The sequence below is a fragment of the Streptomyces sp. Rer75 genome (assembly GCF_013414305.1).
Classification (GTDB): domain Bacteria; phylum Actinomycetota; class Actinomycetes; order Streptomycetales; family Streptomycetaceae; genus Streptomyces; species Streptomyces himastatinicus.
Genome location: NZ_CP058693.1, coordinates 9,321,150 through 9,343,860 on the forward strand (window position 1 = coordinate 9,321,150; position 22,711 = coordinate 9,343,860).

The 22,711-nt window shown below is 72.7% G+C and carries 16 protein-coding genes; 11 read left to right on the forward strand and 5 right to left on the reverse strand.

Features of this window, described 5'->3' with window-relative positions; genetic code table 11:
• Window positions 1-46 precede the first annotated feature (46 nt).
• From HYQ63_RS39510 to HYQ63_RS39535, 6 genes are all read left to right on the forward strand, one after another.
• Window positions 47-1,270, forward strand: coding sequence for a sensor histidine kinase (locus HYQ63_RS39510; RefSeq protein WP_179938614.1), 1,224 nt, complete (start codon window positions 47-49; stop codon window positions 1,268-1,270).
• Between the two features lie 50 nt (window positions 1,271-1,320).
• Window positions 1,321-1,983, forward strand: a complete 663-nt coding sequence (locus HYQ63_RS39515; protein ID WP_179938616.1) for a response regulator transcription factor — start codon at window positions 1,321-1,323, stop codon at window positions 1,981-1,983.
• Window positions 1,984-2,422: 439 nt separating this feature from the next.
• Window positions 2,423-3,643, forward strand: coding sequence for a sugar ABC transporter substrate-binding protein (locus HYQ63_RS39520; RefSeq protein WP_218929618.1), 1,221 nt, complete (start codon window positions 2,423-2,425; stop codon window positions 3,641-3,643).
• Between the two features lie 172 nt (window positions 3,644-3,815).
• Window positions 3,816-4,784 (forward strand): carbohydrate ABC transporter permease, encoded by a 969-nt coding sequence (locus HYQ63_RS39525; protein WP_257232455.1) that lies wholly within the window; start codon window positions 3,816-3,818, stop codon window positions 4,782-4,784.
• Between the two features lie 13 nt (window positions 4,785-4,797).
• Entirely contained in the window at window positions 4,798-5,631 is an 834-nt protein-coding gene (locus tag HYQ63_RS39530; RefSeq protein ID WP_179938622.1) for a carbohydrate ABC transporter permease, read from the forward strand.
• A 30-nt stretch (window positions 5,632-5,661) separates the two neighbouring features.
• Complete coding sequence (locus HYQ63_RS39535) at window positions 5,662-6,948, forward strand: alpha-L-fucosidase (RefSeq protein WP_179938624.1); 1,287 nt, start codon at window positions 5,662-5,664, stop codon at window positions 6,946-6,948.
• A 73-nt stretch (window positions 6,949-7,021) separates the two neighbouring features.
• Here the strand turns inward: HYQ63_RS39535 and HYQ63_RS39540 are convergent, their stop codons facing one another.
• The 3 genes from HYQ63_RS39540 to HYQ63_RS39550 all read right to left on the reverse strand — a co-directional run bounded on the left by HYQ63_RS39540 (window position 7,022) and on the right by HYQ63_RS39550 (window position 13,424).
• On the reverse strand, window positions 7,022-7,933 hold the full coding sequence (locus HYQ63_RS39540; RefSeq protein ID WP_179938626.1) for an endonuclease/exonuclease/phosphatase family protein: 912 nt from the start codon (window positions 7,931-7,933) through the stop codon (window positions 7,022-7,024).
• Between the two features lie 113 nt (window positions 7,934-8,046).
• Window positions 8,047-9,477, reverse strand: a complete 1,431-nt coding sequence (locus tag HYQ63_RS39545; RefSeq protein ID WP_179938628.1) for a M1 family metallopeptidase — start codon at window positions 9,475-9,477, stop codon at window positions 8,047-8,049.
• On the reverse strand, window positions 9,474-13,424 hold the full coding sequence (locus HYQ63_RS39550) for a Pls/PosA family non-ribosomal peptide synthetase (RefSeq protein WP_179938630.1): 3,951 nt from the start codon (window positions 13,422-13,424) through the stop codon (window positions 9,474-9,476). Before HYQ63_RS39550 ends, HYQ63_RS39545 begins: the two co-directional genes overlap by 4 nt.
• Before the next feature lie 564 nt (window positions 13,425-13,988).
• Between HYQ63_RS39550 and HYQ63_RS39555 the strand changes: the two genes are divergently transcribed.
• Window positions 13,989-15,470, forward strand: a complete 1,482-nt coding sequence (locus HYQ63_RS39555; protein ID WP_218929684.1) for an amino acid permease — start codon at window positions 13,989-13,991, stop codon at window positions 15,468-15,470.
• On the forward strand, window positions 15,467-16,579 hold the full coding sequence (gene dapE, locus HYQ63_RS39560; protein ID WP_179938634.1) for a succinyl-diaminopimelate desuccinylase: 1,113 nt from the start codon (window positions 15,467-15,469) through the stop codon (window positions 16,577-16,579). The genes HYQ63_RS39555 and dapE overlap by 4 nt, the downstream gene beginning before the upstream one ends.
• A gap of 42 nt (window positions 16,580-16,621) precedes the next feature.
• Here dapE and HYQ63_RS39565 read toward each other — a convergent pair whose 3' ends face one another.
• On the reverse strand, window positions 16,622-18,208 hold the full coding sequence (locus HYQ63_RS39565; RefSeq protein WP_179938636.1) for a CdaR family transcriptional regulator: 1,587 nt from the start codon (window positions 18,206-18,208) through the stop codon (window positions 16,622-16,624).
• A 113-nt stretch (window positions 18,209-18,321) separates the two neighbouring features.
• Here HYQ63_RS39565 and HYQ63_RS39570 point away from each other — a divergent pair, with 113 nt between their 5' ends.
• Genes HYQ63_RS39570 through HYQ63_RS39580 form a run of 3 tightly spaced genes read left to right on the forward strand, consistent with a single transcriptional unit; the run spans window position 18,322 to window position 21,153 of the window.
• Entirely contained in the window at window positions 18,322-19,188 is an 867-nt protein-coding gene (locus HYQ63_RS39570) for a chorismate synthase (protein ID WP_257232456.1), read from the forward strand.
• Window positions 19,185-20,294, forward strand: a complete 1,110-nt coding sequence (menC, locus tag HYQ63_RS39575) for an o-succinylbenzoate synthase (protein WP_179938640.1) — start codon at window positions 19,185-19,187, stop codon at window positions 20,292-20,294. The genes HYQ63_RS39570 and menC overlap by 4 nt, the downstream gene beginning before the upstream one ends.
• A gap of 25 nt (window positions 20,295-20,319) precedes the next feature.
• Window positions 20,320-21,153: a class I SAM-dependent methyltransferase gene (locus HYQ63_RS39580; RefSeq protein ID WP_179938642.1), complete on the forward strand. Its 834-nt coding sequence runs from the start codon at window positions 20,320-20,322 to the stop codon at window positions 21,151-21,153.
• Window positions 21,154-21,181: 28 nt separating this feature from the next.
• Here the strand turns inward: HYQ63_RS39580 and glpK are convergent, their stop codons facing one another.
• The gene (glpK, locus tag HYQ63_RS39585; protein ID WP_179938644.1) at window positions 21,182-22,681 is read right to left on the reverse strand and encodes a glycerol kinase GlpK; all 1,500 of its coding nucleotides are present in this window, start codon (window positions 22,679-22,681) and stop codon (window positions 21,182-21,184) included.
• Window positions 22,682-22,711: the final 30 nt, after the last annotated feature.

The window sequence follows — 22,711 nt, forward strand, 5'->3', positions numbered from 1 at the left end:
CGTAATAGGACTGGCTGGAACGGACGAGGCAGTGAGGGGGACGGCGATGCGGAGAGGCCGGGCGGGGGAGGGCGAGTGGGCCGATCCGGACGCCCGGTGGCTCCGGTCGGTCATGGACGGGGCGTTCCTCCTGCTGCTCGGCTCCTCACTGATCCGCTTCCTGACGCGCGATCACGAAGGGACGCACACCGGATATGCCGTCACCCTGTTCGCCGCCTTCGGGCTGCTGTATGTGCTCGGGCGGCTCCTGGCCCCCGCGCCACGCCCCGGCGCCCGGCCGAGCGCACGGCATCTGGCCTGGTTGGGGGCGGTGTCGGTGGTCTGGGCCGGTCTGCTCGTCCTCGCCCCGAGCGCCACCTGGTGTGCCATGCCGCTGCTGTTCACCGGACTACAGACGCTGCCCGTGCGCACCGCCGTGCCGCTGGCGGCCGTGCTCACCGTGCTGGTCGTCGCCACCGAGCTGCGGCTGTCCCACGAAGGGCTCAACCCGAATGTGGTGGTCGCCCCGCTGGCCATCAGCGCCGTCGCGACCGCCGTCCTGGTCCACCTCCAGCGCCAGGCGGCCCGGCAGCGCGTCCTGATCGAAGACCTGGTCCGCACCCGCCGCGATCTGGCCGCCACCGAGCGGCGGGCGGGCGTCCTCGCGGAACGGCAGCGGCTGGCGAGCGAGATCCACGACACCCTCGCACAGGGCCTGTCCAGCCAGCAGATGCTGCTCCAGGCCGCCGACCGCACCTGGGGGACGGACCCCGACGCGGCCCGCCGCCATATGCGGGACGCGGCCGGGATCGCGTCCCGCAGCCTCGCCGAGGCCCGCCGGTTCGTCCATGATCTGGCCCCCGCCGACCTCGCCGAACGCACCCTCGCCGAGGCGCTGCGCGCACTCGCCGACCGGGAGTGCGGCGACGGGCTGACCGTCGGCTTCCGGCTCGACGGTGTGCCGGGCCCGGTGCCGGAACGGGTCGAGGCCGCGCTGCTGCGCATCGCGCAGGGCGCCCTGGCCAACGTACGGGAACACGCCTGGGCGACCCGGGCCGCACTGACCTTGACGTGGCTGGACGACCAGATCTCGCTGGACATCGCCGACAACGGCCGCGGCTTCGACCCCGAGCGCCCCCGGACCCCGGACACCGGCCCGGAGCGGGGCCACGGGCTGCCCGCCATGCGGGTGCGGGCACGCCAGCTGGGGGGCACGCTCACCGTCGAATCCACCCGGGGGGAGGGCACCGTCGTATCGGCGGCCGTCCCCCTCGCCACCCCCGCCACCTGACCTTCACCGCTACGCGCCCACGCCACCTGCCCACGGAGGACCGACGCACCATGACCGCGACCGACGCCACCCCGCCCATCCGGCTGCTGCTGTGCGACGACCACGCCGTGGTGCGCGCCGGTCTGCTCGCGCTGCTGGCCAGCACCGCGGGCATCGAGGTGGTCGGCGAGGCGGGCAGCGGCGAGGAAGCGCTCGCCATGGCCGCGCGCCTACGGCCCGATGTGGTGCTCATGGATCTCCAGCTCGGGGACGGCATGGACGGCGTGGAAGCCACCCGCCGCCTGGCCTCCGGCACCGGGGCGGCACCGGAGGAACCGGCCCCGCGGGTGCTGGTGCTCACCATGTTCGACACCGACGCGGACATCGCCCGGGCCATCGAGGCGGGCGCCACCGGCTATCTGCTCAAAGCCGAGCGGCCGGAGGAGCTGTTCGCGGCGATACGGAACGCGGCGGCCGGGCGCACCGCGCTGTCGGCGCCGGTCGCCGACCGGCTGATGGCCCAGATGCGCACGCCCCGACCCACCCTCTCCGAGCGGGAGCGGGACATCCTTCAGCAGCTCGCCCGCGGGCTGGGAAACCGGGAGATCGCCCGCGCCCTGTTCATCAGCGAGGCCACGGTGAAGACCCACCTGGGGCGGATCTACGGCAAGCTGGGCGTGGACACCCGGGCGGGCGCGGTCGCCGTCGCCACCGAGCGGCGGCTGCTGGGCTGACCCCTACGACAACACATCGGATGTTCCGCTCACGCCTGGGATGGCTCTCGCCCGGGCCGCCCGGAAGGGGCGCGGCACCCGGCCCCCGGCCCGCCGGAGCGCCCGCGATGGGCGCGAAAAGACATCCCAACTATGGCTGCGAGCCGGGGGGACGATTGTTGGGGAAATAGGGCCGTACGACGCCTTGACACCCCAATACATCGGATGTTCTGATGCCGATGCGTCCTGGTAACAGGGACCGGCCGAAGGAGTCGCCGTGGGTCGGATCAACGCCTTACCCGGCATCTGACGTTCCCCATCTCATCCCGTCACGCCCCGCCCGCCGCCGCGATCGGCGGCTTCTCTCCAGCATCCGCACGTGCGCATTCCGTGCTGCCGGAGTACGTCCATGTGAGCACGACAAATTGAAGTGGGCACTGCTATGAAAAGACGAGTCCTCGTGAGTGCCACCGCGGCCGCCGCCGCACTGGGTCTCACCTTGTCGGGATGCTCCTCCGGCGGTGGCACATCGGGCCAGTCGAAGGACAAGCTCACCTGGTCGATGTGGATATCCGGCTCGGCCGACAAGGCGGCCTGGCAGAAGGTCGCGGACTCGGTGAAGACGGCCGGTGGCGCGAAGGTCACCATCCAGGGCGCTCCGTTCGAGGACTACTTCACCAAGCTCCGCACCCAGCTGAGCACGGGCAGCGCCCCGTGCATCGTCAGCATGCAGAGCCTGCGCGCGGCGAACTACACGGACGTCCTCCTGCCGCTCGACTCCCTCGCGAAGAAACAGGGTGTCGACCTGTCGCAGTTCGACACCACCGCGCTCGACGCCCTGAAGGTCGACGGGAAGATCTACGCCTTGCCCTACGACACCGGCCCCATGCTGCTGTTCTACAACAAGGACCTCTTCAAGCAGGTGGGTGCGAAGGCGCCCGAGCCGGGCTGGACCGTGAAGGAGTTCGAGGCCGCCGCGGCGAAGTTCAAGGCCGCGGGGAAGAAGATGCTCGGCTCGGCGATCGGGGACATGAACATCGAGTCGATGATCCTCGGCTACAACGGGGGCCGCGTCATCAAGGAAGACGGCACGCTCGACCCGTCGGACCCGAAGTTCGCCAAGGGCTTCGACTGGCTCGGATCGCTCGTGAAGAAGGGCTGGGCCACTCAGGCGAGTTCGGACACCTCGACCGCGTCCAACGACTTCGTGGCCAAGAAGGTCGCCATGTACCCCGACGGCCCCTGGTCGCTCCTCGACCGGAAGGGCAAGGCCAAGTTCGACATCGGGATCACGACCATCCCCGTCGGCACGGCAGGTGCCACCCCGTCCACCTACTCGGCGGGCTCCGGCTTCGGTGTCTCCAAGCAGTGCAAGTACCCCGACCAGGCCTTCCAGGCGGTCAAGACGATGACCAGTCAGAAGGTGCTGAAGGGGCTGGCGGAACAGGGACGTGCGTTCCCCGGCCGCACGGCGGCGCAGCAGGCGTGGTATGACAACGCGAACATCGCGGGCGTCGAGACCGTCCTGAAGGCGGCGCAGAAGGCGTCGACCCCGCTGCCCGGGAACAAGCAGAGCGACCAGCTCCAGCAGCTCTTCTTCCAGTACGGGATCCAGGCCGTGAACGGTCAGCAGTCGGGTGCGCAGACGATGAAGTCGATCGCGGGACAGCTCCAGAAGTGAGCCGGTCGACCGGGAGGTGCCGTCCGGTGCGGGTCCCCGCCGCATCGGGAACCGTCGGCACCTCCCGGCCACAGGGAGCGAGAGAGGTCAGGAAATGACGGAATCGGTGTCCCAGCCACCGCCCGCGTCGATGTCCGTTGTTCCTCCCGGGGCGGCGTCGGCGGTGCCGCCGGTGACTGGTACGGGTGCCGCCGACGTGGTGGTCGCGGCACGGGAGGGACCGAAACACAAGAAGGCGGGACGGGCGCCCGGGGAGCGGTCGGGAGGGCGGCAGATCGGGCGGCGCTCGTGGTGGGGCGCCGTGTTCGCCACTCCCCACTCGCTCGGGCTGGCGATCTTCACGGTGATCCCGATCGTCGCCTCCCTCATCGTGAGCTTCATGAACTGGCCGATGCTCGGCGAGCACTCCTGGACCGGCCTCGACAACTACCGCAAGCTCTTCTCGGACCAGACGTTCTGGATCGTGGCGCGGAACACCGTCGAGTACGTGGTCCTCTATGTGCCGCTGAACCTCGTGGTCTCGCTCGGGCTCGCGGCCTGGCTGACGCCGCGGATCCGGCACCGGCACGTGTTCCGGGTGCTGTTCTTCATTCCGACGATCACGCCGCTCGTGGCGAACGTCGTCGTGTGGCGGATGCTCTACCAGCCCGATGGCTTCATCGACGCGACGATGCAGTCGACGATCGGATTGAACGCGCCCAATTTCCTCGCGGACGGCACCTGGGCCATGTTCGCGGTGGTCGCGATGAGCGTCTGGGCGGGTTTCGGCTACAACATGCTGATCTTCTCCGCCGCACTCGACGCGGTGCCGGAGAACCAGCTCGAGGCCGCGCAGATCGACGGCGCGAGCGCGTGGCAGGTCTTCTGGCGCATCAAATTCCCGGCCATTTCCCCGTCGATCTTCTTCGCGACGATGATGACGCTCATCACCTCGTTCCAGGTGTTCACCCAGCCGTTCCTGCTGACCAAGGGCGGCCCGGGGACGGAGACCGAGACGCTCGTGCAGTACATCTACAACACCGGCTTCCAGACCCAGCAGCTCGGGCTCGCCTCGGCGGGCGCCTGGGTGCTCTTTGTGATCATTCTCGGCATCACGGCGGTCCAGTTCCTCGGCCAGAAGCGTTGGGTGCACTATGAGTAGCGACACGCGGCCGATGAAGGCCGCTTCGCGGACACGGCAGGCCATCGGCTACGCGATCCTGTGCCTGATCGCGCTGGCGTTCATGTCGCCGCTCATCTACATGGTGGCCACCAGCCTCAAGCCCGAGGCGGACACCTTCACCACGCCGCCGACGCTCTGGGGCTCGGAGTTCCGCTGGCAGAACTACGCGGACGTCTTCAGCTATCTGCCGTTCCAGCGGTTCATCCTGAACGGTGTGTTCGTCGCCGCCGTCGGCACCGCCATCAACGTCATGGTCGCGGCGTTCAGCGGATACGCCTTCTCCCGCCTTCGCTGGCGCGGCAGGAACGTCGTCTTCATCCTCTTCCTGGCGACGCTGATGATCCCGCAGGACGTTCTCATCATCCCGATGTACGTGATGATGCAGAACTTCGGATGGGTGGACACCTTCCAGGCGCTCATCATCCCGTGGGCGTTCACCGCGCTGGGCGCCTTCCTGCTCCGGCAGTTCTTCCTGACCGTGCCGCAGGAGCTCGACGACGCCGCCCGCGCCGACGGGGCGGGCACGGTGCGGACCTTCATCGCCGTGATGCTGCCGCTGGCCCGCCCGACCCTCGCCGTGCTGGCCGTCTTCACGTTCATCAGCTACTGGAACTCCTTCCTGTGGCCCCTGGTCGTCGTCAATGACGTGAACGCCCGCGCGACCATCCCCCTCGGTCTCCAGGCGTTCTTCGGCCAGCAGGGGACCCAGTGGAGCCTCGTCATGGCGGCATCGGTGATTTCCATGCTGCCGACCGTGATCCTCCTGATACTCCTTCAGAAGCACCTCGTCCGCGGCATCGTCACCAGCGGCCTCGGCGGCCGTTGATCCCCAGTTTTCGGAAAGGAATCCGCTTCGATGTCCATCCCTCCCTGGTTCACCCACGACCGATTCGGCATGTTCATCCACTGGGGGCTCTACGCACTTCCCGCCCGCCACGAGTGGGTGAAGAACCGCGAGCGGATCACGGACGAGGACTACGACCGCTACTTCCGCCACTTCGAACCGGACCTCTACGACCCCCGCGCCTGGGCCCGGGCCGCCAAGCAGGCCGGAATGAAGTACATGGTGCTCACCACCAAGCACCACGACGGCTTCTGCCTGTGGGACTCGAAGCTGACGGACTACACCTCGACGAAGACGCCGATCGGCAAGGACCTCGTCGCCGAGTTCGTCGAGGCCGTACGCGCCGAGGGACTCCGCGTCGGCTTCTACCACTCGCTCATCGACTGGCACCACCCCGACTTCGTCATCGACGGCCTCCACCCGCGCCGCGACGACCCGCCGGAGGAGATCGAGCGGCTCAACGAGGGCCGCGACATCGCCCGCTACCGCGCGTACCTGCACGGCCAGGTGGAGGAGCTGCTGACCCACTACGGCCAGATCGACTACCTGTTCTACGACTTCTCGTACAAGCGGGGCCGGCACAGCGAGGTGTTCAACGCCAAGGGTGCCGACGAGTGGGGCTCCGAGGAACTCCTCGCCCTCACCCGCCGCCTCCAGCCCGAGATCATCGTCAACGACCGGCTCGAAATCCCCGGCGACCTCGTCACGCCGGAGCAGTACCAGCCCGACAAGCCCATGGAGGTCGACGGCGAGCCGGTGGTGTGGGAGGCGTGCCAGACCCTCAACGGCAGCTGGGGCTACGACCGCGACAACCTCAACGTCAAGAGCGTCGAACTCCTGCTCCGGATGCTCATCGACGGCGTCTCGAAGAACGGCAACATGCTGCTGAACGTCGGCCCCACCGGGCGCGGCGAGCTGGACCCGGTCGCCGTCACCACGCTGGAGGGCATCGGGGAGTGGATGTCCCGCCACGCACGCTCGATCTACGGCGCCGGGCCCTCCGCCCACCGCGCCCCGGTCGACGCCCGCTACACCCAGCGCGGGAAACGCCTCTACCTCCACCTCTTCTCCTGGCCCTTCACCCATGTCCACCTCCCCGGCCTGGCGGGCAAGGTCGAGTACGCGCAGTTCCTGCACGACGCGTCCGAGATCCACTACCGCGAGATCGACCCGTCGGCCACGGCCCAGAACACCACGCTCGGCGGTCAGCCCCCGGGGACCCTGACCCTGTCGCTGCCGGTGGTCCGGCCCGATGTCGCGGTGCCGGTCGTGGAACTGTTCTTGCGGGAGGGCGCCTGACGGCTCCTGGGCGAGCCCGTCGCGGGTCCGGCGGCGGGCTCGCCCAAGGGGGCGTGGCCTACAGCACCAGCGCCTACAGCTCCAGCACGGCGTGCACCGGCAGGTGGTCGCTGGGGAACTGGCCGTCCCGGGAGTAGGTGTCGACCGCGGCGTAGCGGGTCCGGACGCCCGGCGAGGTGAGGATCCAGTCGATGCGGTCGCCGTCGGGGACCAGCGGCTTGTAGCCGTGGAAGGTCGCGTACAGCTTGCTGCGCCGGTCGGCGGCGTCCCACGCGTCGGCCAGCGAGCCGCCCTTCAGCAGGGTGTCGTAGACCGGATTGCCGTGGGCGGCCACGTTGAAGTCGCCGGTGACGATGCGGGGGAGGGCCGGGTTCAGCCCGGCGAGCCGGGCGTTGATCAGCCCGGCGGCGCGCTCCCGGGCGTACTGGCTGATGTGGTCGAGATGGGTGTTGAGGGCGTAGAACTGCCGGTCGGTGGCCCGGTCCTGGAAGCGCACCCAGGTGACCATGCGCACCACGGCGCCGCCCCAGGTGTTGGAGCCGATCACAGACGGGGTGTCGGACAGCCAGAAGTGGTCGTACTCCAGCGGCTCCAGCCGTCTGGTGTCGTAGAAGACGGCCATGAACTCGTCGCGGCTGCCCCCCGCCCGCCCGGTGCCGAGCCAGTCGTAGTGCGGGCCGAGATCGGCGGCGATGTCGCGCAGCTGGCCGTACAGCCCCTCCTGGGTGCCCAGCAGATGGGGTTCGGCCCGGCGCAGCAGCTCACGCATGACGGGGCGCCGCTGCGGCCAGGAGTTGGGCGCGATGTCGCTGGCGTAGCGCAGGTTGAAGGTCATGGCGTGCAGCTGTGAGCCGTCCACGGGGACGGCCGAGCCGTCCCCGGTGGTATCGGCGCGGGCCTCCGGCTGGGTGGCGAGCGGGAGCGCGAGGGCCGCGGCGGCCGCGGCGCGCATCCCGTGACGGCGGCTGAACAGAGGTGCGGGCATGGCTCCTCCAAGGGTCCGGCGTTGAGACCAGTATCAGGCCGTCCGGTGGGAATGAAGTGGCCTGCGGGAGCCGCGAGTTGAAACGAACGGAGTCCGTACGCGAAACGGGCGGCTCACACCGGCCCGATGCCGCCGGGAAGTTCCGGCAGCCGGGGGGTGTGGAGCCAGGCGGTGAACAGCGCGTCCAGGGGCTGTGCCGTGTGGCGCTGCGCCAGGGCCGTGAACTCCTCGGTGGTGACGGTGGCGTGGCGGTGGGTGGCCGTCCACTCCCGCAGCACCGCGAAGAAGGCGTCGTCCCCGAGGACCGTACGCAGCGCGTGCAGCGTCAGGGCGCCCCGCTGGTAGACCCGGTCGTCGAACATCCGCGGCATGCCCGGGTCCGCGACCAGCAGATCCTGCGGCTGATCCGCCAGCGCCGCCCTGAACCGAGCGGCGTGGACGGCGGCCGGGGCACCGCCGGAAACCTCCGACCACAGCCACTCGGCGTACTTGGCGAACCCCTCGTTCAGCCAGATGTGCCGCCAGTCGGCGAGGCTCAGGCTGTTGCCGAACCACTGGTGGGCCAGCTCATGGGCCACCAGCCGCTCACAGCCGCGCCGTCCGTCGACATGGTTCGAGCCGAAGACGGACAGCGTCTGCGCCTCGACCGGCACCTCCAGCTCGTCGTCCGTCACCACCACCGCGTACTCGTCGAACGGATACGGGCCGAAGAGGTCCTCGAAGGCGGCCATCATCCGGGGCTGGCGGGCGAAGTCGTGGTCGAAGCGGTCACGCAGCCGCGGCGGCACGGCCGCCCGCTGGGGCACCGCGCTCACCGCGGCGTCGGTCAGCTCGACCCGGTCGTACAGGCCGATCTGGACGGTGGCGAGATACGTGGACATCGGCGCCGGATGTTCGTACACCCAGGTCGTGGTGGAGCCGCCGGAGGTACGCGACTCCAGCGTGCCCGCGGCGACCACCGTGTACGGCGACGGCGCGGTCACCGCGACCCGGTACGACGCCTTCTCGGCCGGGTGGTCGTTGCACGGGAACCAGGACGGCGCGCCGATCGGCTGGCCCGCCACCAGCGCCCCGTCCTCCAGCTGCTCCCAGCCCAGGTCGCCCCAGTGCCGGGTCTTCACCGGCCGCGGCACCCCGACGTACCGCACCTCGACCGTGAACGGCGCCCCGGCGGGCAGCGGGCGCGCCGGGCGGATGCGCAGCTTGTCGGCCCGGTGGGTGTAGCGGGCCGCGCGGGCACCGTCGACCAGCACCGCGTCCACCCGGAACGCGCCGAGGTCCAGGCTGAACCCGGACAGCGGCTCGCCCGCCGAGCCCGCCGCGCCCGGCTCGGCGACCGCGTCCGGCTCGGCGACCGCCGAGATCCGGGCCCGGCCCGAGATCCGCCCCGTGCTCGGACGGCACGTCAGCTCCAGGTCGTAATGGGTCACCCGGTAGCCGCCGTTGCCGTGCCCGGGCAGATACGAGTCCCCGGACCGGTCCGCCCCGACCGAGCCGCCGGGCGCGGCCTGCGCCCGGCCGCCCTTGCCCCTGCCCCTGCTCACTTCGCCGTGTCCTCCGTCTTCCGCATGTCCCGCTCCTTCTCCGGCTGCCACGCCGCGATCGGGTTGCCGAGCCAGCGGGTGCCCGCGGGCAGGGTCTCGCCGCGCATCACCAGCGACGCCGGACCGACCGTGGCACACGCGCCGACCGTGGCGCCCGGCAGCACGATGCCGTGCGGGCCCAGGGTGGCGCCCTCCTCCAGCACCACCTCGTCCATGCGCATGATCCGGTCGTGGAACAGATGGGTCTGCACCACGCACCCCCGGTTCACGCTCGCCCCGGCGCCGATCCGTACCAGATCGGCCTCCGGCAGCCAGTACGTCTCGCACCAGGCCCCGCGCCCGATGCGCGCGCCGAGCCCCCGCAGCCACCAGTTCATCAGCGGCGTCCCGGACACGGCCCCGGCCAGCCACGGTACGGCCAGCACCTCCACGAACGTGTCCGCCAGCTCGGTACGCCACACGAACGAGCTCCACAGCGGCCGTTCGGCCGCCCTGAACCGGCCCACCAGCAGCCACTTGGCCACCACCGCCACGGCGCACGCCACCACACCGCCCGCACCCAGCAGCACCCCGCCGCCCGCGAGGGCCGCCGGGAACCCCCACCGCGCGGCGACCGCCGCGAACGCGGCCAGCACCAGCACCGCGAGCGCCGCACCGCCCATCACCGGCACGATCCGGCACAGTTCGACGGCGCCGCGCGCCCACTTCAGCCGCCGCGCCGGGCGGTACGTACGGCTCTGGTCGCCCTCCTCGGCCGCCCGCGGCAGCCGCATCGGCGGCATCCCCAGCCACGAGCTGCCCGCCTTGGCGCCCTTGGGCGCGGCGGACAGCACACCGACCAGACCGCGCTTGGGGACCGAGCTGCCGCCCGCGGCCATACCGGAGTTGCCGAGGAACGCCATCTTGCCGACCCGTGACTCGGCGATCCGCAGCCGCCCGCCACCCAGTTCGTACGACGCGACCATGGTGTCGTCGGCGAGGAACGCGCCGTCGCCGACGCTCGTCATCGACGGCAGCGCCAGCACGGTGGACGCCTCGACCCCGCGGCCGACCTTCATCCCGAGCGCCCGCAGCCACACCGGGGTGAACAGGCTGGCGTACAGCGGGAACAGATGCACCCGCGCCACGTCCATCAGCCGCTCGGTGGCCCACGCCTGCCAGGCGATCCGCCCGTGCACCGGGTGGTGGCCCGCGCGCAGGCCGGTGCCGAGCGTCCGCACCCCGGCCAGGATGAGCAGCGCGTAGCAGACCATCCCCGCCACGGTCGCCAGCGGCACGGCGGCCAGCGCGTGGAGCAGCGCCGTCCCCGCGTCGCGGGTGCCCCGGACGAACAGCGCGAGGACGGCGAGCGCGGGCAGCAGCGCCAGCGCGGGCAGCAGGGACAGCCCCAGCGAGGTGAGCCCGTACACCACCGCCCAGCGGCGGGTGCGCGGCGGCCGGTCCTCGGGCCGGTGCTGCGCCGCCTTGCCGGACTTGGCGGCCGGTACGCCCGCCCAGCGGCGCCCCGCGGGCACCGCACCCGTCACCCCGGACCCCGGGGCGATCTCGGCGCGCTTGCCGATCCGGGCGCCGGGGAAGAGCGTGCTGCGCGCGCCGACCGTGGCGCCCGCGCCGATCCGGATGCGGCCGATCCGCAGCCGGTCGCCGTCCAGCCAGTGGCCGGACAGATCGACCTCGGGCTCGACCGCGCTGCCCTTGCCGAGCTTGAGCATCCCGGTCACCGGCGGCAGGGCGTGCAGATCGACGTCCGAGCCGACCCGCACGCCCAGCGCCCTGGCGTAGTGGGTGAGCCAGCTGCCCGACAGCCCGGTGGCACCGCTCAGTTCGGCCAGCCGCTCGGCCGTCCACAGCCGCAGATGGACGCCGCCGCCCCGCGGGTACGTCCCCGGCTTCAGACCCCGCAGCAGCAGCCGCGCACCGCCCGCCGCGATCGCGATCCGGCCCGGCGGCGATACGCACAGCAGCCAGCCGAGCGCGATCCACCACCAGGACACGGTGGGCGCCCAGGGCGCGGAACCGACGAGGTGCAGCGCATTGAGGACGGCGGCCGCGGCCACGCCCCAGCGCAGCCCCGCGACCGTCAGCAGCGGCAGCATCAGCAGCGTCTGCGCGAGGCCGGTGCGCCGGGGTACGGGCCGTACGGTGCGCGGGGCCGTCGCCTCGCCGTCCCTCGCGTCCAGCGTCCGGGCGAGCGCGTCCAGCCGCGGGTTCTGGTAGATGTCGCTGACCGACCCGCTGGGGTAGCGGTCCCGGATCCGCGAGACGAGCTGGGCGGCGGCGAGGCTGCCGCCGCCCGCCGCGAAGAAGGAGGCATCCGGACCGCTCGCCGGGGTGCCCAGCACCTCGCCCCACAGCTCGGCAAGCCAGCTCTCGGTTTCGGTCAGCCCGTCCGCCGATCCGGCCGTGCCGACCCCCGGCAGCGGCCAGGGCAGCGCGGCCCGGTCCACCTTGCCGGAGGTACGGGTGGGCAGCGTGCCCACGACCGCGAGCAGCGGCACCAGCGCGGCGGGCAGCACCGCCCGCAGCCGGTCCAGCGCGTCCGCCTGGTCGAAGCCGCCCTCCTCGCCCCCTTCTTCGGGCACGACGTACCCCACCAGCAGCTGGTGGCCCGCCTTCGTCGTGCGCACCGCGGCCGCGGCGCCCGCCACGCCCGGCAGCGCCTGGAGCGCGGCGTCCACCTCGCCCAGCTCGATGCGGCGGCCGCCCAGCTTGACCTGTTCGTCGGCCCGGCCGACGAACAGCAGCCCCTCCTCCTCGGCGCGCACCAGGTCACCGCTGCGGTACGCCCGCTCCCAGCCCAGCGACGGCAGCGGGGCGTACTTCTCTGCGTCCTTCGCCGGGTCGAGATAGCGGGCGAGACCGACCCCGCCGATCACCAGCTCGCCGACCTCGCCCAGGGGCACGACCTCGCCCCGGGAGTCCACGACCGCCAGCTCCCAGCCGTCGAGCGGCAGCCCGATCCGCACCGGGCCCTCGCCCGTCAGCTGCGCGGCGCACGCCACGACGGTGGCCTCGGTCGGACCGTAGGTGTTCCACACCTCACGGTCCTCGACCGCCATCCGCTCGGCCAGCTCCGGCGGGCACGCCTCGCCGCCGAAGATCAGCAGCCGTACGTCGTCCAGCGCCTCCACCGGCCACAGCGCCGCCAGCGTGGGCACCGTGGAGACCACGGTGATCTCCTGCTCGACCAGCCAGGGCCCGAGGTCGACACCGGTGCGCACCAGCGACCGGGGCGCGGGCACCAGACAGGCCCCGCTGCGCCACGCGAGCCACATCTCCTCGCAGGACGCGTCGAAGGCCACCGAGAGACCGGCCAGCACCCGGTCGCCCGGGCCCATCGGCTCGTCGGCCAGGAACAGCCCGGCCTCGGCGTCCACGAACGCGGCCGCGCTGCGATGGGTGACGGCGACGCCCTTGGGCTTGCCGGTCGACCCGGAGGTGAAGATGATCCACGCGTCGTCGCCCGGCCCCGGGCGGCCGGGGGCGCCGTGCGGCTCGGCGCGCAGTGTCATCTCCAGCCCGGTGCCGAGTACGACGCTCACCCCGGCCTCGGAGAAGACCAGTTCGGCCCGCTCGTCCGGGTCCTCCGCGTCCACCGGCACATAGGCCGCGCCGGCGGCCAGCACGGCGAGGATCCCGACGTACAGGTCGGCGGTCCCGGACGGGACGCGGATGCCGACCCGGTCGCCGACGCCGACGCCCGCCCCGGCCAGCCGCCGCCGCACCCGCTCCACCTCGGCCAGCAGCGCCCGGTAGCTCAGCGCGGACCGGCCGTCGTCGACGGCGGGGGCGTTCGGGTGGCGGCGGGCCGTCTCGCCGAGGACGTCCATGAGGGTGCGCTCGGCATGGGTGCCGCGCCCCGGGAAGAGGGCGGGCGGCGCCACGGGCTCCGCGGCGGGTGCGGGCAGCGGGGCGATCAGTGTCTGGGGGTCGTCTACGACAGTCATCCGGCCTCTCCGGAGTCGGTGGACCGAGAGTTCGGCGACACCGTCCGGACCACCGGACCATCGGCCTCCGCCATTCCGGCTCCACACTGAGCCGGGTCCCGAACACCCGCTCGCGGCAGATGACTGCCGCGAGGGCGAACACTCGGCGCGGCTCTCCAGCGGCCGACCCGAATTCGCGGCCGCCGATGGCCGGACGGGCCTGTTCCGCCCCCCAACCGAACCGACGCCGCATAACGCCGAGCAGGCAGTTTACCCAGCGTTAACAGGAGTCCCCGGCCGCACGGGACGCGTGCGGCCCCGGGCGGTGGCCGCGCGCCCCGGCGGCCCGCCGCCCCGTCTGCCCTCGTCCCTCGTACAACATGCCTGGTGGGGGCCTGTTTTCGCGGTGCCGTCCGCGGTTCGCCACAGCGCTTCGGAGGGGCCGGTGATCCTGTGTCCGGACTCACAGCGGCCCCGGCCAGGGCGGATCATCTCCGGCCACCGCGTACCGCGGGTCGTGCTTGGCCGATCGTGCAAACCGGCCCGGGGCATCTTGGCCGATGCGCGCATCCCCGCGCCGCCCCGCTGCCGGATCATCAGGGGCCATGCGGCAGCGGAAGGAGCGGGTCGGTGCACGGTGAGAACAAGCTGACGAGACGCCGGAGCGTGGCGGGGCTGGTCGCCGACGCGAGCGGCGGCCCGCTGCGGCGCACCATGGGGCTGAGCCAGCTCACGCTGCTCAGCGTGGGCGCCACCCTCGGCACCGGGATCTTCGTGGTGCTGGGCGAGGCGGTGCCCGAGGCCGGTCCGGCGGTGGTGGTCTCCTTCGTGCTCGCCGGGGTCACCGCGCTGTTCTCGGCGCTGTCGTACGCCGAGCTGGCGGGCATGATCCCGGGCGCCGGATCCTCGTACAGCTACGCCTACGCCACCCTCGGCGAGCTGGTGGCCTGGGTCTGCGGCTGGTGTCTGATCCTGGAGTACGGCGTGTCGGTGGCCGCGGTCGCGGTCGGCTGGGGCCAGTACGTCAACGAACTGCTCCAGCTCACGATCGGCTGGACGCTGCCCGATACGCTCGCCGCCCCGCCCGGCGACGGCGGGGTGCTCAACGTGCCCGCCGCCGTGATCGTCGTCCTCGCGATGGTGGTGCTGCTGCGCGGGGCACGGGAGAGCGCGGTCGCCAACGCCGTCATGGTGACCGTGAAGGTCGTCGTGCTGGTGATGTTCTGCGCGGTCGCCTTCACCGCCTTCCACGCCGGGAACTTCCGCCCGCTGTTCCCGCTCGGCACCGCCGGGATGACCGCGGGCGCCGCCTCGCTGTTCTTCTCGTACATCGGCTTCGACGCCGCGTCCACGGCCGGGGAGGAGGCGAAGAACCCGCAGCGCGATCTGCCGCGCGCCATCATCCTCTCGCTCGCCCTGGTCACCGCCCTGTACTGCGCGGTCGCGCTGGCGGCGGTCGGAGCGATGCCCTGGCAGCGGTTCGCGGGCACCGAGGCCACGCTGAGCCAGGTGCTGGTGCGCTCGGTCGGCGGCGGCGACCTGTGGCCCGTGCTGCTGTCCATCGGCGCGGTCATCGCCACCACCAGCGTCGTGCTGACCGTGCAGTACGGGCAGATCCGCATCCTCTTCGCGATGTCCCGCGACGGCCTCGTGCCCCCGCTCTTCTCCACCGTCCATCCGCGGACCGGGGTGCCGCGCGCGGGCACCGTCATCGTCACCGCCTTCGTCACGGTCCTCGCCGCGCTCATTCCGCTCGGCGCCCTCGCGGATGCCACCAGCATCGGCACCCTCTTTGCGTTCGCCCTGGTCAACCTGGCGGTGCTGATCCTGCGGCGGCGCAGCCCGGAGGCGCCCCGCGGCTTCCGGGTGCCCTTCGCGCCGGTGACGCCGCTGCTCGGAGTGGCCGCCTGTGTGTACGTCATGTACGGGCTCGGCGCCGACACCTGGATCGCGTTCGGCGCCTGGATGGCGGCGGGGCTCGCGGTCTACGGGCTCTACGGCGTCCGCCACTCCGCGCTGGGCCGGACCCCCACCCCCGAGAAGACCGTTCAGGAGACCGCGAAATGACCACCCCCGCGACCACCTCCGGGGCCACCCCCGCGACCACCCCCGAAACCGCCCTCGATGTGGCCGCCGATGTCGTCGCGCTCACCCGCGCCCTGGTCGACATCCCGTCCGAGAGCGGCGAGGAAGCCGCGCTCGCCGACGCCGTCGAGACCGCGCTGCGCGCCATGCCGCACCTGACGGTCGAGCGGATCGGCGACTCCGTGGTGGCCCGCACCGGGCTGGGCCGCGACCGGCGCGTGATCGTCGCGGGCCATCTGGACACCGTCCCGGCCGCCGGAAACCTGCCCGCCCGCCTCGACCCGGAGCGGCTCCACGGGCTCGGCGCCTGCGACATGAAGGGCGGCGTCGCGGTGGCGCTGCGGCTCGCGGCCACGCTCACCGCCCCGGTCCATGACGTGAGTTACGTCTTCTACGCCTGCGAAGAGGTCTCCGGCGACCGCAACGGCCTCGCCCAGATCGCCACCGAGCACCCCGAACTCCTCCACGCCGACCTCGCGATCCTCATGGAACCCTCCGACGCCGGGGTCGAGGCGGGCTGCCAGGGCATGCTGATGGCCGACATCACCGTGCGCGGCGCCCGCGCGCACACCGCCCGCGCCTGGCAGGGCGTCAACGCCGCCCACCGCGCCGCCGCCGTCCTGAAGCGCCTGGACGACCACACCGCCGAGCGCGTCGTCATCGACGGCCTGGAGTACCGCGAGGGGCTCAGCGCCGTCGCCGTGCGCGCGGGGGTGGCCGAGAACGTCGTCCCCGACAGCTGCGTGATCACGGTCAATCTGCGCTTCGCGCCCAGCCGTTCGCCCGAGCGGGCCGAAGCGTACGTACGGGACCTCTTCCCCGAGTACGAGGTGGAGATCACCGAGGTCACCCCCGGCGCCCTCCCCGGCCTCGACCGCCCCGCCGCCGCCTCGTTCGTCGCCGCGCTGGGCGCGGTGCCCCGCCCCAAGCTGGGCTGGACCGATGTCGCCCGCTTCACCGCGCTCGGCACCCCGGCCCTCAACTACGGCCCGGGCGACCCGTCCCTGGCCCACACCCCGGGCGAGTACGTCCCCCTCGCCCAGCTGCGCGCGTGCGAGACGCGGCTCGCGGACTGGCTCGGCGGCCGCTGACCCTACGTCGCTCCGGCCGACCCTACGTCGCTTTGGCCGACCCTACGTCGCCTCGGCCCCGCGCAGGCCCGCGAGCGTACGCAGCTGAAGCCACAGCACCAGCCGCTCGTCCGGGTCGTCCAGGTCGATGCCCAGCTGGGACCGCACCTGGCGGAGCCGGTAGCGGCAGGTGTTGGGGTGCACGGCGAGCCACTTCGCCGCCCGTGCCATGTCGCAGCCCGCGTCCAGCCAGCACACCAGGGTGCGGGCGTAGTCCGTACCGTGGTCGGCGTCGTACGCGAGGACGTCCCGCCACGCCCCCGCGGCCAGCTCGCGCCGCTCGCCGAGGAGCCCGGCGAGCCGGAACAGGACGGCCCGGGCCCGCACCTCGTACACGGCCGCGACCGGCTCGTCCGGCCCGAGCACCCGCAGCACCAGATCGGCGTCCTCCCGCGAGCCGGGTATCTCCGCCGGGTCCGGCACCACCTCGCCGAGCCCGGCCCGCACCGGCACCCGCAGCGCCTGCCCGGCGCGCCGCACGATGTCCTCCGCGAGCCGCCACTGCCGCTCCCCGGCGGGCCCGCCCCGCTCCCCGGTCACCGGCAGCAGCGCGTACACCACCCCGTCGACCAGGACGCACGCCTGCCGCCCGTAGCGGGCCTCGCACTGGAGCCGTACGAGGTCCAGCAGCCGCAGCGCGGCCTGTTCGCCATCCGGCGCGGACGCCGTCGGATCCAGTGCGAACGCGGCCACCCGCAGCGGGGTGCCCGAGGTGAGGCCCAGGCGCTGGGCGGCGGTGGCGGGTTCCGCGGTGCCGTCCAGCAGCCGTCGCAGCAGATCACCGGTCAGATGCCGGGACAGCTCGGCCGCCGCCCGCGCCCGCAGCAGAAGCAGCGCGGCGGTGGAGGCGCCCTGGGCGAGCTGGGTCTCGGCGTCGGGGGCGAGCGTCCCGTCGTCCACGACCCACAGGGAGCCGAGGGTCTCGCCGCCCGCCCGGACGGCGACGGCCAGCCGCGGCAGCTCGCCCTCGCCGAGGGCGGCGAGCCGGACCGGGCTCGGGGCGGCGAACAGCACCCGGTATTGCTCGGTGTTCTCCGGGCTGTCCGGCACCTGACGGCCGAGGATGCCCTGCCGCCTGGCCTCGTCGACCGGCTGCCCGGGCACGGTGGAGTACGCGAGGACGCTCTGCCGCGGATCCTCGATGACGGTCGCCCCGCCCACCGCCGCGGCCACCGCGCCCGCCAGCGAGAACAGATCCCCGAGCGCGGCCCCGTCGCCCGCCGGGGACGGCCGCGCCCCGATGGCCTGGGCGAGCAGCAGATGGACGTGGTGCCAGGCGGCGTCCTCGTCCACGGTGAGCAGGGCCGTACCGCACTCCTCCGCCTCGGCGACCGGCCCGGCCGCGCCGCGCACCACGACCCCGGCCATACCGGCGGCGGCCGCCTCCCGCACCAGTGGCCCGGCGGCCTCCGCCCGCACCCCGACGGCCAGCAGCAGCGCGCCGGGCGCCCGGGACGGCAGCGGCGCGTGGGCGTCGTACAGGAGCACCTCGGTGACGGGCGCGGTGAGACCGGCCGGGGTGGCGGTGAGGGGGCGCAGGGTGGGTTCGCCGAGAACGGCGAGGAGGTCCCCGAGCGTGCGGGCGTCCATGGGTGCGGTGTCCGGGCCTTCCTGTGGCCATTGGCCGATCGTCACAGGACCCTAGGACGTCTTTGTGCGCCTGGACAAGAGGGGCCGGGGTGTGGCCCGGGAGACTCGGTGCCATGACACCAGCAGTGACGAGGGACGCCGGTGCGCTCGCGTCCGCCGCCGCCCACACCGCCGGGGTCGGCGTCCGCACCGTGGACGATGTGGCCGGTATCCGGGCGGTGGCCGACTTCCTCGCCGACGTGTGGCAGCTGCCGCACACCAATCCGCCCTATCCCAGCGAGGTGCTGCACAGCCTCGTGCACGCGGGCGGCGCGGTGCACGCCGCGTACGGCGCCGGGCCGCGCGGCGAGCGGCTCGCGGGGGCGGCGGTCGCGGTCTTCGGGCCGCCCGCCGACGGATGCGCGTACTCGTTCGTGGCGGCGGCCACCGCATCCGACCGCGGGGTCGGCTTCGCGCTGAAGCAGGCCCAGCGGGTCTGGGCGCTGGAGCGCGGCGCCCGCACCATGCGCTGGACGTTCGACCCGCTGGTGGGCCGCAACGCCCGGTTCAACCTGGTCAAGCTGGGCGCCGTCGGGGCCGAGTACCTGGTCGACCTGTACGGGCCGATGAACGACGGGGTGAACGACGGCGACGAGAGCGACCGCCTCACCGCCGCCTGGACCCTCGACGCCGAGGCGCCGCACAGCGCCGGTGCCGCCGACGAGACCGCAGACGAGACGGCCCGGGCGGCCGCCGCGGAGATCCGCCGCGCCCCGGACGGCGGCCCGCTCGCCGTACGCGACGACCGGCGGCTGTGGTGCCGGATCCCCGAGGACATCGTCGCGCTGCGCGCCGCCGACCCCGCCCGGGCGCTGCGCTGGCGGCACGCCGTACGGGAGGTGTTCACCGACGCGTACGCCGAGGGGCTGCGCGCGACGTCGATGTCCCGCGACGGCTGGTACCTGCTCACCCCGAACCCCCGTGAGGAACCGCGCTCATGAGGCTCCAACGCGTCGAACTGCTCCATGTCGCCCTTCCGCTCGTCACCCCCTTCCGCACCTCCTTCGGAACGATGACCAGCAAGGACACCTTCCTGCTGCGCGTCGTCACGGACGAGGCCGAGGGCTGGTCCGAGTTCGCCGCCGACCCGGAGCCGCTGTACTGCTCCGAATTCGTCGCCGGTGCCGAGAGCGTGATCCGGGACTTCCTGCTGCCCCGCGTCGCCGCCCTCCCCGAGCCGACGACGGCGGCCCTCGCCCCCGCCATGGCCGCCGTCAAGGGGCACGAACTCGCCAAGGCCGCCCTGGAGACGGCCCTGCTGGACGCCGAACTCCGCGCCTACGGCATGCCGATCGCCACCTTCCTCGGCTCGGTCCGCGACCGGGTGCCCGCGGGCGTCTCCGTCGGCATCAAGGACTCCCTCCCCGAGCTTCTCGACGACGTCGGGAAGTACCTGGACGAGGGGTACGTCCGCATCAAGCTCAAGATCGAGCCGGGCTGGGACGTGGAGCCCGTGCGCGCCGTACGCGAACGGTTCGGCGACGCACTGCCCCTCCAGGTCGACGCCAACACCGCGTACACCCTCGCCGACGCGCCCCACCTGCGGAAACTGGATGCCTTCGACCTGCTCCTCATCGAGGAGCCGCTGGCGGAGAACAACCTCCACGCCCACGCCCGGCTCCAGCGGCGGCTCACCACCCCGGTCTGTCTGGACGAGTCCATCCACACCGCGAGCGACGCCGCCTCCGCGATCGCCATGGACGCCTGCCGGGTCATCAACGTCAAACCCGCCCGGGTCGGCGGCTATACGGAGGCCCGCCGCATCCATGACATCGCCACCGCCCACGGCGTCCCGGTGTGGTGCGGCGGCATGCTGGAGACCGGCATCGGCCGCGCCCCCAACCTGGCCCTCGCCGCCCTCCCCGGATTCACCCTGCCCGGCGACACCTCCGCCTCCAAGCGGTACTTCGCCGAGGACATCACCGAGCCGTTCGTCCTGGAGGACGGCCATCTGCCCGTGCCCACGACGCCCGGTATCGGCATCGCCCCGCTGCCGGACGCCCTCGCCCGTTTCACCACGGCCACCCGGGTGCTGTACAGCAGGTGACGAGGCGTCTGCCATGATCGGTGGCATGGACAGCGCAGACGGCGGGGCGGGCAGTCTCGACGAGGATCAGGGCTATCTGCTGGACAACCGGCAGACCGAGGCGGGCATCCGGTTCGGTGCCCTGGCCGAGCTGTTCGACCCGAGCACCTTCCGCCACGTCGACCGGCTCGGCATCGGCCCGGGCATGCGCTGCTGGGAGGTCGGCGCCGGCGGCCCGTCCGTCCCCGAGGGGCTGGCGGAACGGGTCGGGCCCACCGGGCAGGTGATCGCCACCGACATCGACGTGTCCTGGACGCGCACCACGGCCACCGGTCCCGACGGGGTGATCGAGGTGCTGCGTCACGACGTGGCCGTCGACCCGCCGCCGCCCGGCCCCTTCGACCTGGTGCACGCCCGCCTCGTCCTGGTGCACGTCCCCGACCGGGCGGAGGCCCTGCGCCGGATGGTCCAGGCGCTGCGGCCCGGCGGCTGGCTGCTGCTGGAGGACGCCGATCCGGGGCTCCAGCCGCTGCTGTGCCCGGACGAGTCCGGTCCCGAACAGCGCCTCGCCAACCGGCTGCGGTCCGGTTTCCGCGAGCTGATGGCGCAGCGCGGCGCGGACCTCTCGTACGGGCGCACCCTGCCCCGGCTGCTGCGCGAGGCCGGGCTGGACGACGTGTGCGCCGACGCGTACTTCCCCGTGGCCTCCCCGGCCTGCACGGTCCTGGAGGCCGCCACCGTGCGGCAGATCCGCGCCCGGCTGGTGGCCGCGGGCCTGGCCACCGACGAGGAGATCGACCAGCACCTGGGACACGTCGCCACCGGACGCCTCGACCTGGCCACCGCCCCCATGATCTCCGCCTGGGCGCGCCGCCCCTGAGCAGTCACCGAGCAGCCCTCGAGCACCCTCATCTGATCCAGCCGAACGACAGCTCCACCGCCCGCTGCCAGTTCTCGTACTCCGCCTGCCGCCGCCCCGGATCCATCGAGGGCAACCACTGCCCGGCCCGGTGCCAGTTGCGGCGCAGCCCCTCCAGGTCCGGCCAGTAGCCGACGGCCAGCCCCGCGGCGTACGCGGCACCCAGCGACACCGTCTCCGAGACCATGGGCCGCACCACCGGCACGTCGAGCACATCGGCCAGGAACTGCATCAGCAGATTGTTGGCCGTCATCCCGCCGTCGACCTTCAGCGCCTTCAGCGGCTCGGGCGAGTCGGCGTTCATGGCGTCGACGACCTCGCGGGTCTGCCAGCCGGTGGCCTCCAGCACCGCGCGGGCGAGATGGCCCTTGGTGATGTACGAGGTGAGCCCGACGATGACGCCGCGCGCGTCGCTGCGCCAGTGCGGGGCGAACAGGCCCGAGAAGGCGGGCACGATGTAGCAGCCGCCGTTGTCCTCGACGCTGCGGGCCAGGGTCTCGATCTCGGGCGCGCTGTGGATGAGGCCCAGCCGGTCGCGGAACCACTGCACCAGCGAGCCGGTGACGGCGATCGGCCCCTCCAGGGCGTAGACGGGCGGCTCGTCGCCGACCTTGTAGCCCACGGTGGTGAGCAGCCCGTGCCGGGAACGGACGAGGCTGGTGCCGGTGTTGAGCAGCAGGAAGCTGCCGGTGCCATAGGTGCACTTGGCCTCGCCGGGCGCGAAGCACGTCTGCCCGAACAGCGCCGCCTGCTGGTCGCCGAGGGCGGCGCCGATCCGCACGCCCGGCAGCACCGCCCGCGCCACGCCGTAGCCCTCGGCGGAGGGGCGGATGTCGGGCAGCATCGCCCGCGGCACCCCGAAGTACGTCAGCAGCTCGTCGTCCCAGGTGAGGGTGCGGATGTTCATGAGCATGGTGCGGCTGGCGTTGGTGACGTCGGTGATGTGCAGCCCCCCGGACGGCCCGCCGGTGAGGTTCCAGATCAGCCAGCTCTCCATCGTGCCGAACAGCACCTCGCCGCGCTCCGCGCGCTCCCGCAACCCCTCGACGTGGTCGAACAGCCAGCGGATGCGGGGCGCGGAGAAGTAGGTGGCGGGGGAGAGCCCGCAGCGGTCGAGGAAGAAGTCGTCACCGGTGCTGCGCCGCAGCTCCTGGACGAGCGCGTCGGTGCGGGTGTCCTGCCAGATGATCGCGTTGCCCACGGGATGGCCCGTACGGCGGTCCCACACCACCGTGGTCTCGCGCTGATTGGCGATGCCGATCGCCGCGATCTGCTCGGGGCCCGCGCCCGCGTCGCGCAGCGCCCGGGGCACCACGCGCCGCAGATTGGACCAGATCTCGGCGGGGTCGTGCTCCACCCAGCCGGGCTTGGCGTAGTGCTGCCGGTGTTCCCGCTGGGCGACGGACGCCAGCCGCCCCTGGTGGTCGAAGAGGATGCACCGGGTGGACATGGTGCCCTGGTCGATGGACATCACATAGCGTTCAACCATGGCCTTTGCCTGCCTTCGGGCGGGTACGAG